12 protein-coding genes are annotated in these 18672 nt (G+C 28.8%); 10 read left to right on the top strand and 2 right to left on the bottom strand.

Annotated features, from left to right (window positions below; genetic code table 4):
- The first annotated feature begins 283 nt into the window (after positions 1-283).
- The 3 genes from T390_RS0102745 to T390_RS0102735 all read left to right on the top strand — a co-directional run bounded on the left by T390_RS0102745 (position 284) and on the right by T390_RS0102735 (position 8454).
- Positions 284-6478 carry a hypothetical protein gene (locus tag T390_RS0102745; RefSeq protein ID WP_027334975.1) on the top strand — a complete coding sequence of 2065 codons (6195 nt, stop codon included), beginning with the start codon at positions 284-286 and terminating at the stop codon, positions 6476-6478.
- A gap of 65 nt (positions 6479-6543) precedes the next feature.
- Positions 6544-7755 carry a hypothetical protein gene (locus T390_RS0102740; RefSeq protein ID WP_156930757.1) on the top strand — a complete coding sequence of 404 codons (1212 nt, stop codon included), beginning with the start codon at positions 6544-6546 and terminating at the stop codon, positions 7753-7755.
- A 318-nt stretch (positions 7756-8073) separates the two neighbouring features.
- Entirely contained in the window at positions 8074-8454 is a 381-nt protein-coding gene (locus T390_RS0102735) for a hypothetical protein (protein WP_156930756.1), read from the top strand.
- A gap of 53 nt (positions 8455-8507) precedes the next feature.
- Here T390_RS0102735 and T390_RS0102730 read toward each other — a convergent pair whose 3' ends face one another.
- A complete protein-coding gene (locus tag T390_RS0102730; protein ID WP_027334972.1) occupies positions 8508-9572 on the bottom strand; it encodes an NAD(P)-dependent alcohol dehydrogenase in 1065 nt (354 codons plus the stop codon).
- Between the two features lie 516 nt (positions 9573-10088).
- On the opposite strand from T390_RS0102730, the gene rpsL reads away from it, so the two are divergent.
- From rpsL to T390_RS0102710, 4 genes are all read left to right on the top strand, one after another.
- Positions 10089-10502 (top strand): 30S ribosomal protein S12, encoded by a 414-nt coding sequence (rpsL, locus tag T390_RS0102725; RefSeq protein ID WP_027334971.1) that lies wholly within the window; start codon positions 10089-10091, stop codon positions 10500-10502.
- A 27-nt stretch (positions 10503-10529) separates the two neighbouring features.
- On the top strand, positions 10530-11000 hold the full coding sequence (rpsG, locus tag T390_RS0102720) for a 30S ribosomal protein S7 (RefSeq protein WP_027334970.1): 471 nt from the start codon (positions 10530-10532) through the stop codon (positions 10998-11000).
- Positions 11001-11036: 36 nt separating this feature from the next.
- On the top strand, positions 11037-13127 hold the full coding sequence (gene fusA, locus T390_RS0102715) for an elongation factor G (protein ID WP_027334969.1): 2091 nt from the start codon (positions 11037-11039) through the stop codon (positions 13125-13127).
- A 155-nt stretch (positions 13128-13282) separates the two neighbouring features.
- Positions 13283-14413 carry a DnaJ C-terminal domain-containing protein gene (locus T390_RS0102710; protein ID WP_027334968.1) on the top strand — a complete coding sequence of 377 codons (1131 nt, stop codon included), beginning with the start codon at positions 13283-13285 and terminating at the stop codon, positions 14411-14413.
- 31 nt (positions 14414-14444) lie between these two features.
- On the opposite strand, the gene T390_RS0102705 is transcribed toward T390_RS0102710, so the two are convergent.
- Entirely contained in the window at positions 14445-15647 is a 1203-nt protein-coding gene (locus tag T390_RS0102705) for an SLAC1 family transporter (protein WP_027334967.1), read from the bottom strand.
- A 161-nt stretch (positions 15648-15808) separates the two neighbouring features.
- Here T390_RS0102705 and T390_RS0102700 point away from each other — a divergent pair, with 161 nt between their 5' ends.
- The 3 genes from T390_RS0102700 (at position 15809) to der (ending at position 18337) form a co-directional block, all read left to right on the top strand.
- The gene (locus tag T390_RS0102700) at positions 15809-16276 is read left to right on the top strand and encodes a hypothetical protein (RefSeq protein ID WP_156930754.1); all 468 of its coding nucleotides are present in this window, start codon (positions 15809-15811) and stop codon (positions 16274-16276) included.
- Positions 16277-16359: 83 nt separating this feature from the next.
- The gene (gene cmk / locus T390_RS0102695; RefSeq protein WP_027334965.1) at positions 16360-17040 is read left to right on the top strand and encodes a (d)CMP kinase; all 681 of its coding nucleotides are present in this window, start codon (positions 16360-16362) and stop codon (positions 17038-17040) included.
- Positions 17030-18337 (top strand): ribosome biogenesis GTPase Der, encoded by a 1308-nt coding sequence (der, locus tag T390_RS0102690; protein ID WP_027334964.1) that lies wholly within the window; start codon positions 17030-17032, stop codon positions 18335-18337. Before cmk ends, der begins: the two co-directional genes overlap by 11 nt.
- Positions 18338-18672 lie beyond the last annotated feature (335 nt).

Genomic DNA, 18672 nt, shown 5'->3' with positions numbered 1-18672 from the left:
TTTACTCCTTAAAATTTATTAATAAATTATATCCCATAAATCATTTTTTGCAATATAAAGCCTTTGCACTTGAATGTACAATAATGCCATTTTTAGAATTAAATAATTCATTAAATTTGTAAAAATAGCAAAAAGAATTTTATTTTGACAAATTTATGGAATTTTTACCATTTACAAAAAAAAAAAAAAAAAATAGTGTTGTTTTTGAATGATTTCTGTATACTTTAAAAGTTATATTAATTTTTTATGTGCTTTTATAAGCGAATAAAAAGATTGGAGAATTATGCCTACAAATAAGAAAAAAGTACTTACAGGATTAACAATTGCAACTGGTGTTGCATTGATTTCTGCTACATCTACAACAATTGCGGCTCTTATGAGAAATCAAAAGAATAGTGGTATTGATACAGCTAGAGAACAATTAAAACAATTGATCCAAGAAGCTGAATTAATTGATCAAACTAATCAAGCTAATTTAGATTTAGTTGAACGATTAAGTAATCTTAAAAAATCAATTTCTCAAGGCAAAAAAGCAATTCACAAACCTTTAGCAGAGGTAAATCAAAATATTATTAAATTGCAAACTGAAATTGAAGCTATAAATAACTCAATTAAAGATAAGAATGATAAATTGATTAGAATGCATCAAAGCGTGAAAACTGTTGAGACATTTATGGAGGAGCTTAAGGTTAACCCTAATTATACAGACATAATTAATTCATTTGCTGAACCTATCAATAAATCAGCGTTATTAGACAAAAACTCAAAATCAAAAGACATTGTTGATGCTACTAAAAATATTGAAAGTACAATTAACAAAGCGATTGAAAACAAAGCTATTAAAGATGAAGAACTTAAAAACGCTAAAGATGAAAATAATACAAAATTGACAGAAGCTAATAACTTAATTGTTGAATTAAATACAGATCCCAAATTCGCAGATATTAAAGTAGAATTAGAAACTGCACTTAGTCATAATAATGATATAGTTAGTCAAGTTTATCCATTAATCTCTGATGTAAAATCAGCAACAGAATCATTAAATAATGCTATTGTTTTAGCACAAAATAAATTAGAAAACAAAAAAGCTGAAAAAGCAGAATTAGCTAATGTAGTGAATACTAAAAAAGCTGATTTACAGGCAAAATTGGATGAAATTCAAAATAACCCTAATTATTCTGAAGCTAAGAAAATTATTGAAAATGCTTTAGAAAAAACAAAAAATTTATCTGCATCATCAAATCATGAAGATTTAGAAAATGCAACTGCCGTATTAGAAAAAGCATTAGCTGACGCAAATAATAAAGTTAATGAAGCAAACGAAAATATTAAGACCTTGAATAAAGGCATTAATGACTTAAAAGATTTAAAAACCTATTTAGATGCAAATAATAAAGGCACAAATTCTGCTTATGATGCCTTATTAGCGGGCTTAAACGATAAAATCAAAGAGTTAGAAAACGACAAAAATAATGCAGATTCTATTGAAAAAATTCAAGAGTTAAGTAACAAGGCAAATAGCATTATTGAAAAATTCAACGACTGAAAAAATAAAGCTGATGAACTTTCTGCTTCTTTAAATAAAGCTGATAATTTAATTCAAAATAACAAAACAACCAGCCCTGAAGACGTACTTCATGATATGCAAAGTGCTTATGATGAAGCCTTAGCTAAAAATGGTAAAGCACAACACGAAGAACTAGAAGCTATAACTGATAAATTAGGGGATGAAATTGAAAAATTTGCTACTGAACTAGGTATTTTAGATAAAGAAAAAACTAATGAAATAAATCAATACAATGAAGCTAAAAAAGCTTTAGAAGACTTTAAAAATGAATTAGTTGTAAAAGGTACTGATACAGTTGACTATTCAGAAGTTATAAAAACAATTGATCAACACTTGAATGACTTACCTGAATTAACAAATAATGATAAATTAGCTGAAATTTCTCAAAAATTAAACCAAGCCAAAAATATTAAAAACGAAGTTGAAGAAGCATCCAAAAAAGCTGAAGAAGATTATAAAAATGTTAATGATAATTTAGCAACTATTATTGCTGAAGCAACTCAATTACATACAGAAAACAGTTCAAATGTTGATTTGGCGAACGAACTTCAAGAACTTAAAAATAAAATTGATGCAGCTAATTCAGCTAAAGATCATAAATATGCTGATATTTTAACAACAACCGATGAACTTAATACTGCATTAAATAATTTTAAAGAAGCTCAAAAAACTTTAGAAGCAAACAAAACTGTAGAATTAGAAAAAATTAATGATGCTAAAAATGAAATTAATAAATTAAAAACTCAATATTCAACTAATCCTAACTATGCAGACATTGTAAATGCTTTAGAAAAAGCTTTAACTGATAATAATTCAACTGCATTAACAAATACACTCTCTGAATTACAAAACACATCACAATCACTAACTGATGCAATAAATAAAGCTAAAGCTGACAAAGAAGCTAAAGATGCAGAAATATCAGAAGCTATACAAGCATTTGATGATCAAAAAATTTTAACTGAAGAATTATTAACTCAGTTATCTAAGGATCCTAAATTTGATGACATTAAGGATACTTTAAATAATTCTTTAAATACAACAAAACAAAATGCTGAAGCTATAAATGCCTCTCCTGAAGTAATCAATACAGCGTCAAATGATTTAAAAACAGCATATGATGAAGCTAAAAAACAATATGATGCTATTATTGCTGAAAAGAATAAATTATCTAATGATATAAATGCTCAAAAAGACAGTTTTACAGCTGAATTAGACAAAATTAGAAATAATCCTAATTTTAATGAAACAGTTCAATTGCTTAATGACGCAATTAGTAAATTAAATAATTTAGGTCCTGAATCAAATCACGAAATTCTCCAAAATGCTCTTAAAACAGCAGAATTAGATAAAAACAATATTGATGCTAAGCTTTTAGAAACCAACACAGCAATTCAAAATTATCAAACAGAAATAAGCAAAATTAATAGTAAGATTGCTGAATTAGAAGCATCAAATTCAAATGATAAATATGCTTCATTATTAAATGATTTAAGAAATTTTGTAAATGATTCTTCCGCAAGTAAAATTTCTGCAAATACTATTCAAAAAATTAATGATTTAACTAATTCCACTACAAACAAGCTTAATACGATAGATACTTGAAAAATAAATGCTGATAGTTTAGAAGCAAAAATATCTGAAGCAAATTCATTAATAACTCAAAATACTGACCCAGCTATAGCTGACGCGGTTAGAGAATTAACAGAAGCCAAAAATTCAGCTAATAATGCTAAATTAACTGCAAATGCAGATGAATTACAAAGCCATACGAATATTTTAAGTCAAGCTATTCAAGCTTTTAATACAAAATTAAGTGAATTAAATGCAAGCAAACAAAGTTCAATCGATGAATATAACAAAGTGAAATCAGATTTAACTGTTTTAAAAACACAATTAGAAGGTAAACAAAACGAAAATAAGGCTGACTATTCAGAATTAATTAATAAGATTGCTACGGAATTAAATAATTTAACCAATTTAACAACTTCTAGCAATGATGCAGAGATTAAAACAGCATTAAACAATGTTAAAGAAAAATTAAACAACTACACTGAGGAAGCTAAAAAAATTGAAAATTCTTACAATAGAGATAATGAAGCATTAAAGGCTTTAATTAATACAGCTCAAACTAAATATAATGAAAATCAAGCAAAAACTGAAATTTCTACTCAACTTCAAAACTTGCAAGTAGCATTAAATTCAGCGAATAATGCTAAAGATAATAGCATCACATCAATTAAATCAGAACTTTCAAACCTTCAAGAAAAATTAAACAATTTTGAAGCTGCTATTTCTGGATTACAATACGGTAAACAAGTTGAATTAGATAAAATCAGTGCACAAAAAACAGAAGCTCAAAAATTAATTGATCAATATAAAACTAATCCTAATTATGCAGATATTGTTAGAGATCTAGAAACTGCTATTAACAATGCAAATTCATTAAATATTAATAATTCAATGAATGAGTTAGAAAATGGCTTAAACGCAATCAAAAACGCTATAAATAAGGCTCAAACAGATAAAAATAATAAAGACAATGAAGCTAGAATTGCACTTTCAACTTTTGACGTTAAAAAAGCAGAAGCACAAAGATTAGTTGCTGAATTAGCTAAAGATCCTAAATTTAGCAATATTAAACAAACATTAGAAAATGCCATTTATACTCAAAATAATAAAGCACACGAAACTAGTGCACTTGTTTCAAACATCAATCAAGCAACTACAGTCTTAAATAGTGCTATTCAAAGTGCTCAAGGTCAACTAAATTCTGATAATGCTAAGAAAAACGATTTTGTAAATCAAATTAATGCAAAACGCACTGAACTACAAAATAAATTAAATTCAATTGCTAATGATAATAATTATAATGAGGCAAAACAAATTATTAACAGTGCATTGACTTCAACTAATAACTTAAACAATGCTTCAAACTATGCAACATTAGAGGCTGCAGTTCAAACTTTAACTACTGCTATAACTAATTCAACAAGTAAAATTGATGAAACTAGAAATAAAGTAACAGAATTAACAAATGCAATTAATCAACTAAAAACTAAAAAACAAGAATTAACAAATTCTAATTCTAATAATTCATATACAGCAATTATTAATGATCTTCAATCTAAGATTACTTCATTAGAATCTGATAAAAATTCAGCTTCTACAATTGTGAAACTTCAAGAATTGACCAATAAGGCTACACAAGAGTTAAATAATGCAAATAATTGAAAAACTAAAGCTGATGAATTAAATACTGAATTGAATAATGCAAATCAATTATTAACTCAAAATACTGATCCTCAAATTAATTCAGCTATTCAAACTATGCAAAATGCTTATAATACAGCTTTAGCAAAAAGAGGCGTTGCAAATGCGAACGATCTATCTTCAGCTAAAAATGCTTTAGTACAAGCTGAAAACACATTTAGATCTGCTATTGACGGGTTAAATCAACAAAAAACAAACTTAATTAACGAATTTAATGCAAAAACAATTGAAATTCAGAATTTACTAAGTAAGCCTGAATATAGCTCTAATCGTTCAGATTATGCTCCAATACAATCAGAAATAACTGCTTGATTGGCTGATACAACAAATAATAAGCCAACTCTATCAACTGCCAATACATATTCTCAAATTCAAGATAAATTAAATAAAGCAAAAGAATTTTTAAATAATGAAACTTCTAAAGCGAACCAACTTAAGCAAGCTTTAACAACTTTAGATAGTACTGTAAATAGAGGAACACAACTTTATGAACAGCATAAAAGTGATGTTGATTTACATAATGAAGTAAATCAACTTAAGCAAGCAATTGATTCAGCTAAAGCTACTAAAGGAAAACCAATTACAGACATCCAAAATGCTAATAACAATGTAACTCAAAAAATAAGCGTGTTAGAAAATAAAATTCAACAAAATAATGCTGAAAAACAAAGATTATCTAACAGAATTAAAGAATTAGTTAATCAAATGAATGATCTTAAAAATAAATTTACTACCGACGTAAACTATAAACAAAATACTACTGTAGTTCCACAATTAGAAACTACCTTAAGTAAAAATATTCAAGATAATCAAACATATACAATTAGTGATCTAAATTCTAGAATTAAAGCAATGGAAAGTGCTATAAATCAAGCAAATTCAGAAAAACAAAAAATTGATCAAGAATTTAATGTAGCTAAAACAAATTATGTAGCACAAAATAAAAAAGTTGAAGCTCTAATTAGTGAGGTTTTAACACATCCAACTATTAGTAAATGAATGCCTGAAAGATTATGAAAAGTATACAATGATGAAAAAGCAAAAGTTGATGCTAGTCATGAATTAATAAGTACTTTAAACTCAAGTGCTAAAGTTGTAGAAACTAAATATAACGAATTAGCTAAGGTTTATCTAGAGGAAATTAAAAGACCATTAGCATTTAAAGTTGGTGAAGCTAGAAAACTGCTTGAAAATACTGATGATCCATTCTTTTCAAATATCAAAAATGCATTTGAAAGTAAAGTAAATGATATGCAATACTTGTCTGGACGATTTAATACAGATATAAATAATATTCAATATGTTAAACAACAAACAGAAGAGTTCAAAAACAATTATGAACAATTTAATTTGAAAAAACAAGAATATAATGCATTAGTACAACAAAAACAACAAGAGATTACAACCTTGCTTCCAGAAGCAAAAGAATTAATTGATAAAATAGAACAACATAATGGCGATAATACTTGGTATCAATATTCAGGTATAATTAATCAATTAAAAGAAAGTTACACTAAATCTCAAAATGATTCATCATCTGTATCGCTAAACACGTTAAGAGCTAACTATGATTCTCTTAAAAAATGAACTGACGCAGCTAAAAATATTAAATCAGCTGGATACTGGTGATGAAATTAGGCCATTCTACGGAACGGTCTTTTTTATAGCGATATTTACACCATTAAATTTAATATAATTAAATTATGAGATTTGATTTTATTAGACCAATTATGATGCCAGCTTTAGTTGCTTCACAAGCACAAACTGAAGAAACAATACATGACTATATACTTAAGTTTTTTGCTTCATATAATTTTGATGTGGATTCTATAAATTTTGAATTATTAAAAATTGAAATAATTAAAAGATATCCAGACCAAAAAAATAATTTTGATCATTATAGTGCTGAAGATTTGAAGAAATTGTTTGAATATCAACTTAAAAAAGTTGAAGTTGAGTCTTCAAAAGGCATTATTAAAAATTTTAAAAACAATAGTAAAGATGAATATCTAAAAATTAAAAGAGTCTTAATAGATGCTAAAAATAAATATTCTGTAAATGATGACGGACAAATTTCTTCCAAAAATATATTATCTAGACTAGAACATTTAAAATCATTTTATGAAACTCAAAAAGCTGAATTTGATCGTGTCAAGTTAATTTTAAATATTCTTGTTTCTTTTTCTGCTACGCTAAATACTGCAAAATGGATTTCTTTAGGAATAGCATTAGCTGGTGGATTTTTGACTCTTGTTAATCCATTTATTGGTATCGGTTCTGCGTCAGTTGCGGGTTTAGTTGCGTTTTTTTGTTCAGTTGCTAAAATTATTCTAGATAATGTTATTAATAACTATAAAAACAGTTTAATAAAAATTGAAAAAACATTAGAAATAGTATCATATGTTTCTAATTTTAGCCCTACTGATGTGCTTGAACAATTAAAGGATTTTGCTTCCGGATATTTATTTGACAAAATTGCAGAAGGAATGAAACAATTGACGGATGAATTTAAAACTCTAGGGAGCGGTATATTTTTATTATTTACAATAATTGATTTTAAAAGAAGTTATGAAGATTTAGAACAAGATATTTATTTTTTAATTCACTTAAACGGAAAAAATCAAGTGATTGCGAAAGAATTAAGAAATATATTGGCTAACATTGGAGATCTTAAAAAAACAAAGTGAACTGTGCTTCATGAAACTGTGTTAGATAAACCTTACAAATTAGGCGGAAAAGGTGGTTTAAATTTAATTTTTAAAAACCTTGAAACTGGCGAAGTTAAAACTTTAGATGAAATGCTTAAATTTTCTAAGTTTGAGTTACATACTATGGGGTTAACTAAAGTAAATAGAGAAAATGAATGATATATTAGATCATTACCCAACAAAACAAAGTTAGATAATTTAGGTTAATAAACTATGTATTATTACTTATGACTTACATCATTCATTACAACAGCATTTATAACTTTTGCAGAAAAAATAATCAATATACGAATTCAACGGAAACTTCAACCCATTTTAAAATTTAGAATTATGACGTGTGAATTTTTTAAGGCGAAAATATCTGTTAATATTAATTTTATTAATAAAATATTTAGAATATTTTTGACGATCTGACTACCTTTTTATATTTGAGTATGATCAGATTTTATAGTTGTGCTTATATTATTATTTTCAAATTTTAATTATTTTCTAAATGAAGTTATTTTATGCTCAGCAAATTTAATATTGGTTATATTAGCTACAATAATATCGGTTATCGAACTAAATTTCATTATAACAAGAAGAAATCAAATAATAAAATTTAGTAATTCACTTCCAAAACATAGATTACTTGAAAATATTATTCAAAATCAATCAAATACGGTTCCATATCAAATACTTTTTAACAAAAAGCAAGAAATTTATAATTTAGATAATAATTTTGCAATCAAAAGAAAAAACATTATTTCTATTTGCGAATCCAAAAATATTAAAGAAAAACTTAAAGCTTATTGAAACTGTATTTTAAACTATGATAAATTATTCCTTTTGGATAATAGTGCATATAAGATGGTTTTCCCGGGTTGTTTTGCACAAGAGTTAAAAAGAACTGGTTGAATTAACTAAAAATACTGCTTTATAGTATTAAAGAAAAAGAGGGATAACCCTCTTTTAATTTATTATTTTCCTTCAATAATAACTACTGGTTTAATTAAGCCAGCAGGTTTATCTTTCATAAGTTGTAATGCTTCAGGAATTTTGTCGAAACCAACTAAACGATGTGTAATTAATTTAGATGGATCAATTTTACCGTTCATTACTAATCTTGCTAGTCTTTCAAGACGCAATCTACCACCAGGCATTAAACCGCCGTGAATGTGTTTGTGAGCCATTCCTGTACCTCATTCAACACGAGGAATTTCTACGTATTCGCCTGTTCCTAAGTAGTTTACGCTACCAATCATACCACCAGGTTTTAAAATCTTAATAGCTGTACCGAATAATGATTGATCACCACCTGCAATTAAAACTTTATCAACACCTTTACCATTTGTTAATTTCATAATTTGTTCTTCGGTCGGTGCTTTTTTAAAGTCAACAAAGTCTGTTGCTCCATATGCCTTTGCAATATCGTTTACTAATGGACGTGAGTCAATTGCAATAATTTGGCCAGCTCCTTTAAGAGCGGCTCCAGCGACGCACATTAAGCCAACAGGGCCTAAACCGAATACAGCTACAACTTCACCAAATTGAACATTAGCTAATTCAGATGAGTGAAAACCTGTTGGCATCATATCTGCTAACATAGCTCCAACTCCATAGTCCATGCCTTCAGGCATATGTGCTAGGTTTCCATCTGCATCGTTAACGTGAATTCTTTCAGCAAAAACTCCATCTTTAAAGTTTGAGAATTTTCATCCAGATAGCATTCCGCCTGAATGTTGAGCAAATCCATTTTGTGCTTCTAAACTATTTCAATCAGGCGTAATAGCTGCAACTAATACTTTATCTCCTGGTTTGAAGTCCTTTACCATTGAACCAACTTCAACTACTTCTCCACAACATTCGTGACCTAAGATCATATTGTGTCTTTCACCAATTCCACCTTCTCAGACAGTGTGAATATCTGAGGTACATGGTGAAACAGCGAGCGGTTTAATAATCGCATCCATTGGCCCGCATTTTGGTGCTTCTTTTTCGATTCAACCAACTGAACCGATTTTTAACATAGCATAACCCTTCATAAAACTCCTTAACATTGATATTTATAAAATTAAATTCATTATTATTTTGGTATCTACCATTAAAATTATATTTTATTAATATACATATTTAATTAATGATGCAATGTTTCATAAAATTTCCATATATAAATTTTACTAATTAAGGAAGTCGTTGACATTTTTGCGTTATCTTTTGATTCGTTTATGTATTGATGTGTAATAATTTTGAATATTAAATTAGTTTCTTTTTTTACCTATTAATTTTCACGGACATCTTAAAATTTTTCGTTATAAAAATTATTTAAAAGAATTAGATAAACACTTTAAATGTCTTGTCTTAATTAAAATTAAAATTTTATTATCATCTAAAACAACTGTAAAATAGTGTTTTTTAATAAAAAATAACTGATTATTAATTAGATTGAAACTACTAAAAATATTTTTATAAAAAATGAAACACACGGCTCCGTTGTTGTATAATTGAACTACTTATTTTTATAGGTAATTATTAGGACATTAAAAAAAGAAAGGAAAAAGATGCCTACAACAAATCAACTTGTAACAAACGGTAGAGCAGATAAAGTTCGTAAACAAAACGCACCTGCTTTAAGTTTAAGTTACAACTTATTAACAAAAGAAGAACGTAAGCTCCCTGCACCTTTTAAACGTGGTGTATGTACAAGGGTTGCTACAATGACTCCTAAAAAACCTAACTCAGCATCACGTAAATATGCTCGTGTTAAGTTATCAAATGGTATGGAAGTTACAGCATACATCGGAGGTGAAGGACACAACTTACAAGAACACTCAGTTGTTTTAGTTCGTGGTGGTAGAGTTAAAGACCTTCCTGGTGTTAGATATCATATAGTTCGTGGAACACAAGACTTAGCTGGTGTAAACAACCGTAAACAAGGTCGTAGTTTATACGGTGCTAAGAGAGAAAAGAAATAATTTAGGAATTAGAAAGGAAATATTACTATGTCAAGAAAACACAGTGCCCCAATTAGAGAAGTACTTGCAGACCCAGTTTTTAACTCTGTTTTAGTTACTAAATTAATTAATCAAATTATGTTAGATGGTAAAAAATCTATCGCACAAGATATCTTATACTCAGCTTTCAATATCATTAAAGAAAAAACAAATAAAGAACCATTAGAAGTTTTCCAAACTGCTATTGAAAATATTACTCCTCAATTAGAGGTTAGAACAAGAAGAATTGGTGGTACAAACTACCAAGTTCCTACAGAAGTTTCAGCTAGAAGAAAACAAACTTTAGCTTTAAGATGATTAGTTCAATACTCACGTCTTAGAAACGAAAAAACAATGGATGTTAGATTAGCTAACGAAATTATTGATGCATCAAACAAAACAGGTGGAGCTATTAAGAAGCGTGAAGACACACACAAGATGGCTGAAGCCAACCGTGCGTTTGCACACTTCAGATGATAATAATCTCTGAATATTATTAATTAATAAAGGATTATTATGTCAAGACAATATAAATTAGAAGATTACCGTAATATCGGTATTATGGCCCACATTGATGCTGGAAAAACTACAACAACTGAAAGAATTTTGCTTCACACAGGTAAAATTCACAAATTAGGTGAGACACACGATGGTGCTTCACAAATGGACTGAATGGAACAAGAACAAGAACGTGGTATCACAATTACATCAGCCGCTACAACAGCCTTTTGAAAAGGTAAAAGAATTAACATTATTGACACCCCAGGACACGTTGACTTTACAGTTGAAGTTGAACGTTCATTACGTGTTTTAGACGGTGCTGTTACAGTTTTAGATGCCCAAAGTGGTGTTGAACCTCAAACAGAAACAGTTTGAAGACAAGCTACAACATATAAAGTTCCTAGAATTGTTTATGTTAACAAAATGGATAAAGCTGGTGCTGACTTCTTTATGTCAGTTAAATCAGTAAAACAAAGATTAAATGCTAATGCAGTTGCAATTCAAATTCCTATCGGAGCTGAATCAAACTTCAAAGGTTTAGTCGACCTTGTTGAAATGAAAGCTTACGAATACGATGGACAACCTGAAGAAATTGCTAAAGAAATTGAAATTCCTAGTGATTTAGTTGAATTAGCACAACTTAAGAGACAAGAATTAATTGAAGCTGTTGCAACATATGATGAAGAATTCATGATGAGAGTTCTTGAAGGCGAACAACCTACAAACGAAGAACTTAAAGCAATGATTCGTAAAGCAACAATTCACGCAGATTTCTTCCCTGCGGTTTGTGGTACAAGTTTCAAAAACAAAGGTGTTAAGAAAATGATCGACGCTGTTGTTGATTACTTACCATCTCCACTTGATATCCCTGCAATTAAGGCTCATAAAGGTGAAGAAGTTATTGAAGTGCCTGCTACAGATGACTATCCATTTACAGCACTTGCATTCAAAGTTATGACAGACCCATTTGTTGGTTCATTAACATTCTTTAGAGTTTATGCCGGTGTATTAACAAAAGGTAGTTATGTACTTAACTCAACTAAAGGTGTTAGAGAAAGAATTGGACGTATTATCCAAATGCACGCAAACAGCCGTCAAGAAGTTGATGAATGTTATGCAGGTGATATTAATGCAGCTGTTGGTCTTAAATCAACAACTACAGGTGATACATTAATAGCTGAAAAAGCTCCAGAAATCGTTCTTGAAAAAATGGTTTTCCCTGAACCTGTTATTTCTCAAGCTCTTGAACCAGAATCAAAAGATGCTATGGAAAAACTTGCTTTAGGTTTACAAAAATTAGCTGCTGAAGACCCTACATTTAGAACATATACTGATGAAGAAACAGGACAAACAATTATTGCTGGTATGGGTGAATTACACCTTGACATTATTGTTGACCGTCTAAAACGTGAACATGGTGTTAAAGCTAAAGTCGGTGCTCCTCAAGTTTCATACCGTGAAACAATTACCAAAACTGCAGATGTTGAAGGTAAACATATTAAACAATCTGGTGGTAAAGGTCAATATGGTCACGTTTGAATTAAATTTGAACCAAACCCAGATGGTGGATTTGAATTCATCGACAAAATCGTTGGCGGTAAAATCCCTAAAGAATACATTAAACCAATTCAAAAAGGTCTTGAAGACAAGATGGCTGGTGGTATTCTTGCTGGATACCCAATGATTGATGTTAAAGCGACATTATTTGATGGATCATACCATGATGTTGACTCATCAGAATTAGCTTACAAAATAGCTGCTTCTAAAGCTTTAACAAAAGCAAAAGATTTAGTTGGAACAGTTCTTTTAGAACCAATTATGGATGTTGCGGTTATCGTTCCTAACGATTACTACGGTGATGTTATGGGTGATTTAACTCGTCGTCGTGGACAAATTCAAGAAAGTGAATTAAGAAGTGATGGTGCACACGTATTACGTGCTTTAGTACCACTTAGCGAAATGTTTGGTTATGCTACAGACTTGCGTAGTATGACAGCGGGTCGTGGTAACTACCAAATGCAATTTGATCACTACGAAAAATGTCCTAAGAATATTGCTGACGAAATTATCAAAAAACGTAATATTCAAGTTAAAGATGAAGATTAATAATACTTCAGTAAGTGCTTACTAAAGCACTTATTTTTTATTATATGGCTATGAAACAGCCGATTTAGAAAATTTGTTTTGCTAAACTCTTATTAACTTTGTTAATAAATAACATTTTTTTAGCAAACTAACGCCTTCTGTGCTAAAATTAAACTATGTCAAATTCAGAAAAAGATTATTACAAAATCCTAGGCGTTTCAAAAACTGCAACAGAACAAGAAATTAAAACTGCTTATCGTAAACTTGCTATGAAATACCACCCTGATAAATTAAAAGATGGTACAAGCGATCAAAAAATGCAAGAATTAAACCAAGCTTATGAAGTTTTAAGTGATCCAACTAAAAGAGCTAACTATGATAAATATGGAACTGACAATCCAAAAATGGGTGGTTTCAATATGAATATGGGTGACTTTGGAGATGTTGGTGGCTTTGGTTTTAATTTCCAAGATATTATTAGTGATATTTTTGGCGGCTTTGGTGGTGCAAGAGGTTCGAGAAGAGGCTCGGCAACTACAAAAGCTAGAGGAGCAGACTTATTAAATAATATTACTGTAGATTTTGAAGATATTGTTAAAGGTACAGTTCATAAAGAAAAACTCTATAAATGAGTTATTTGTGAGAAATGTCAAGGTCTAGGAGCACAAAAAGAAGATATTAAAACATGTTCAGAATGTCATGGAACAGGTCATGAAAAAGTAAGAAGAAAAACTCCTTTTGGTATTACCGAAATGATTGGAGAATGTTCAAAATGTCATGGTGCAGGAACAACTATTACTAAGGTTTGTTCTGAATGTCAAGGTAAACAATATTTAAAAGTAGACAAAAATGTAAATGTTATTATTTCTCCTGGAGCTAAAGATGGTGACAAAATCAAATTAGATGGTTTTGGTGAAAAAGGTATTAATGGTGGTCCTGTTGGTGATATGTATGTTGTTATACACGTTAGACCTCATAAATATTTCAAGCGTGAAGGTTTAGATGTTATTCTAAATCCTTTCCCTGTGTCATTTATTGATATAGTTAAAGAAAAAACTATAACAGTTCCAACACCTAATGGAGATCAAACATACACTTTAAAACGTTCATTTAATAATGGTCAAATAATCAGACTTAAAGGTCACGGATTAACCAATAAAACAGGCCAAAAAGGTGATTTAATTATTAAATTAGAAGTGGTTATTCCAGAACTTTCTAAAGGTGATTTTGATGCCTTAGCAAATTCAATTTGTGATGTTAAAGACAAAACAAATGAAATGTATGTTAAAGAAGTAAATAAAAATTAAAAATGCCGTTTCATAATTGAAACGGTTTTTATTAATTTATCATTTTTATTTCGCTGTTTAAATCTAATGAAGTAATTTCTAAAGGTTTGCTGTCATTATTATTTATATTATGATGTTCGTTTAATTCCTTGCCTCTAAAAATTTTATTTAGAACTATTGCGTATTTAATATTTACAAACAAGGTAATTGCAAACGAAATTGACAACATTAAAACAGAAAATGCTATACATGTTCAATAGATGGCTATATGAGAGTTAAAAAATAAATATTTAGCATATAAAGCACATCCTGTTGCACTTATTGATGAAGGGAAGGTTAATGAACCTCAAGAATATGAATATTTATGAAGCATCATTGATTTAGTAAAAATAGCCAAGAACAAGCAAACACTTAGTGATGCTAATGTAAACATTATAATTGCGAATACTTGATAAAAATATTCACTATTTAAGCTGCTTGTCATAAATGATTCGTGTGTATATCTTTGTGGATCAAAAGCAACCAGAAAACCAATACTTAACATATTTGCGGGCGATGAATAAATTGCCATTGATGGAATATTTCTTTTATGTGCGTGAGGGTGGAATAAAAATTTATATAAGACTAATGGATACATTATTATAAATACTATAAATCCTACAAATCATTCAATTTGTCAAAACATTATTGGCAGAATATCACCTAAGTTATTTACATATCCAGGTGTAATTGAAATGCCAATAAGTGGAACGAATCAAGATGCAAATATTTCGCCTTTTCAGCTTTCTTTTTTAAATCAAATTCTTTTTAAAAACAGTATAAAATAGGCGAATTGGAAAAAAACAACAATAACTAAATATATATTAACAGTCAATAATAATCACCATTTAATTGCTAAATTATTTATAAAATTTGTATATATTCAACCGAATGAATTATCTAAGGTACATAATACAAGCAATGAAACCGCAACAGGTCCAGCGGTTGTTGGATCATTCAATTCTGTTTTAATTTGTTGAAATCCCAAAATACAGTATTTTATAGTTAGAAGCGTTAAATAAAAAACACAAATAGAGATACATAAAATATGTATAGCTAGCAAACTTCATAATCCAAAATTCGGTAAATTTACATTATTTACATTTTTATAGATATTTGTGCTCAAAACAGTTAATGATGCACAAACACCCATAGAGCCTAGTGCTACGGTATTTACTGCTAAAGGTGTTTTAGATAATTTTTGTCTTATATTCATAAGGTATATTTTATTCCTTATTTTTATTAATAACATAAAAAACGTGAATATAAATTATGAGTTTAAAATAACTTATAATTTCACTTTAAATGCTGTTTTATAGTGCTTTTAATGGAGATATTATATCTATAAAACGTTATATTTTCATATATAATAAATATATGTTTAACAATAAAAAAGAAACTGAAAAGCTAAAGTATCCAGACAAAGAAGCTTATTTAAACAAAAATATGTTTGATAGTTTATTAAAATATGACAAAGAATTTGCTTCTGATTATTTGCAATTTTGTAATTTATTACCAGAAGAAAAAGATATTGTTGAAAACGACCCTGAGCTTATACAACTACTTGAAACTATTTCGCTTGAAAACACAAATAAAATTGATTTAATTGATTCAAGTTTTAGCCAAATTTTGGAAAATAAAATTAATACTTTTGATCCTAAAAAACACAAGGATTCGTTAAATATTATTTATCGTAAATTATCATTTAATTCAAATCAATTAGGCGGATTATTAGAAATCGATCATGATGTAGAAGTTGAAGAGGGTTCAATTTTTAGCGATCAAACAGTTTCGTTTGATAATACCACAGAAATTATTGTTAATGCTGTTGATTTAGGTAAATAGTTAGATTTTCGTAATAATAAAATACATATTAGATATATTTATTTATAATAATAAATATATTTTTTATTTACATAGGAGTCAATATGACAAACAAGAAAATTAATATAGCAATTGATGGTCCTTGTGGTGCTGGGAAATCAACTGTTTCAAAAGAAATTGCAAAAAGGTTACACTATACGTTTATAAATAGTGGAAGTGTTTACCGCGCTATTGCTTTGAATGCTTATCAAAAAGGAATTAATTTTGATGATACAGTTAAAATTGTAGGTAGTTTAAAAGATATTAAAATTACTATTGACGAAAATGAACACATCTATTTAGATGGTGTAGATGTATCACATGTTATTAGAGATGACATTATTTCTAAAGGCGCTTCAACTATTGCTCAATATCATTCAGTAAGAGAATATGTTGTGAACTTTATTCAAGCTGTCACAAAAGCTAATAAAGGTTTTATAATGGATGGACGTGATACAACATTCAAATTAATGCCAAATGCAGAGCTTAAAATCTTCTTGAATGCTACGCCTGAAGAAAGAGCAAGAAGAAGAATGATTCAAAACAAGGAACAAGGTTTTGAAACTGACTTTAATATTGTTTTAAGAGAAGTTATTGCTAGGGATTATCAAGATACACATAGAGAAACTGACCCATTACATAAAGTTTCTGATGCAATTGAAATTGATTGTACATTAATGGATTTTGATGAAGTTGTTGAAGAAATTATTAGATTAGCAAAAGAAAGAATTGCAAATGAAAAATAATGTAATTGCTATTATCGGAAAACCTAATGTTGGTAAAAGTACTCTGTTTAATAGGCTTGTTGGCAAAAAGAGTTCTATTACTTTTGATAGACCAGGCGTAACAAGAGACAGACTTTATGAAACATTTACTTGAAACGGTAAAGAAATTAATTTAATTGATACTGGTGGTATTGAAATTGAAAATAGACCATTTCAAGAACAAATAAAGATTCAAGCTAAAATAGCTATTGAAGAAGCTAATGTAATAATCTTTATGGTTGAAGGTGCAAGTGATGTTACAAATGATGATTTAATGATTTACAGTATGCTTAGAAAATCAAATAAACCTATTGTTGTAGTTGCAAATAAACTTGACAATATTTCAAGTTTTGACCATTCTTGATATTCATTAGGTGTAGATCACATTTTCAAAATTAGTGCTCTTCACGGGAATGGTGTCGGGGACGTATTGGATCAATGTTTAAAATACTTAACATTAGATGATGATATTACTACAAGTCATTTTAAACTTTCAATTATCGGTCGTCCTAATGCTGGTAAAAGTTCATTATTAAACTATTTAGCAAAAGAAAACCGTTCAATAGTTTCAGAAATAGCCGGAACTACTAGAGATAGTGTTAAAAGTTTGATTCAAATTAATGGTCAAGACTTTGAAATTATTGATACAGCCGGTATCACTAGAAAAAGTAAAATTGAAGACTCTGTTGAACATTTTGCATTAATGCGTGCTATGTCATCGCTTGACGAATCTGACTTATCTATAGTATTAATTGATGCTACTCAAGAATTAAGTCACTTTGATGCTAGAATTATTGGATATGCCTTAGAAAATAATAAGCCAATTATTATTTGTGTTAATAAATGGGACTTAATTGAAAAAAATCAATACACAATGGATGAATTTAGAAAGAAAATGAAAAATAGATTCCATTTTGTACCTTGAGTGCCTGTAGAATTCATATCTGTTAAAACTGGTTCAAGAGTCCAAAAGCTCATTGAAACAGTGTTAAAAGTAAAAGAAAACCTTGAAAGAGATATTAAACCATCAATTCTTTCAAATATCATTCGTGAAAGTCAGATGATACAACCCGCTGCACCATATAATGGCGGCAGACTTAATATTTATTTTGTTAGAAAAACTGAAGCTAAAGTTCCTACCTTCTTGTTCTTTGTAAATAATAAAAACTTTTTACACTTTAGCTACCAAAGATTTTTAGAAAAACAACTTAGACAATATATTGATTTAACTGGTTGTCCAATTAATATCATTTTTAAAAACAAATCAGGATTAGAATAATTACGAATATGGCTTAGGCCATATTTTTTTATGTGAAAATTTCCATAATCTTAACTATATATCAGTTTACAAAAAAAAAAAAAAAAAATAAAATTAAATGTATCTACATTTGTAAATAATGTAGATATTAAAGTTTAAACAATAATACGAAAGGAATTATCAAAGTGAAATTGTTTAAGAAATTAATTCTTCCATTAATTGGAGGATTAACAATGTTTTCATTACCAGCAGTAGCTGCTGCATGTAACGAAACAAAGAAAGATGACATAAAAGTAGATAATACATCTACAAATAATGTCAGTACAACTAATACAGAAAACTCATCAACTACAACA

Origin of the sequence: Mycoplasmopsis felifaucium ATCC 43428, assembly GCF_000687775.1 — a bacterium.
GTDB classification, from domain to species: domain Bacteria; phylum Bacillota_I; class Bacilli_A; order Mycoplasmatales; family Metamycoplasmataceae; genus Mycoplasmopsis; species Mycoplasmopsis felifaucium.
The sequence above is the reverse complement of the archived record's forward strand: the minus strand, read 5'-3'. Positions and strand labels throughout refer to the sequence as shown.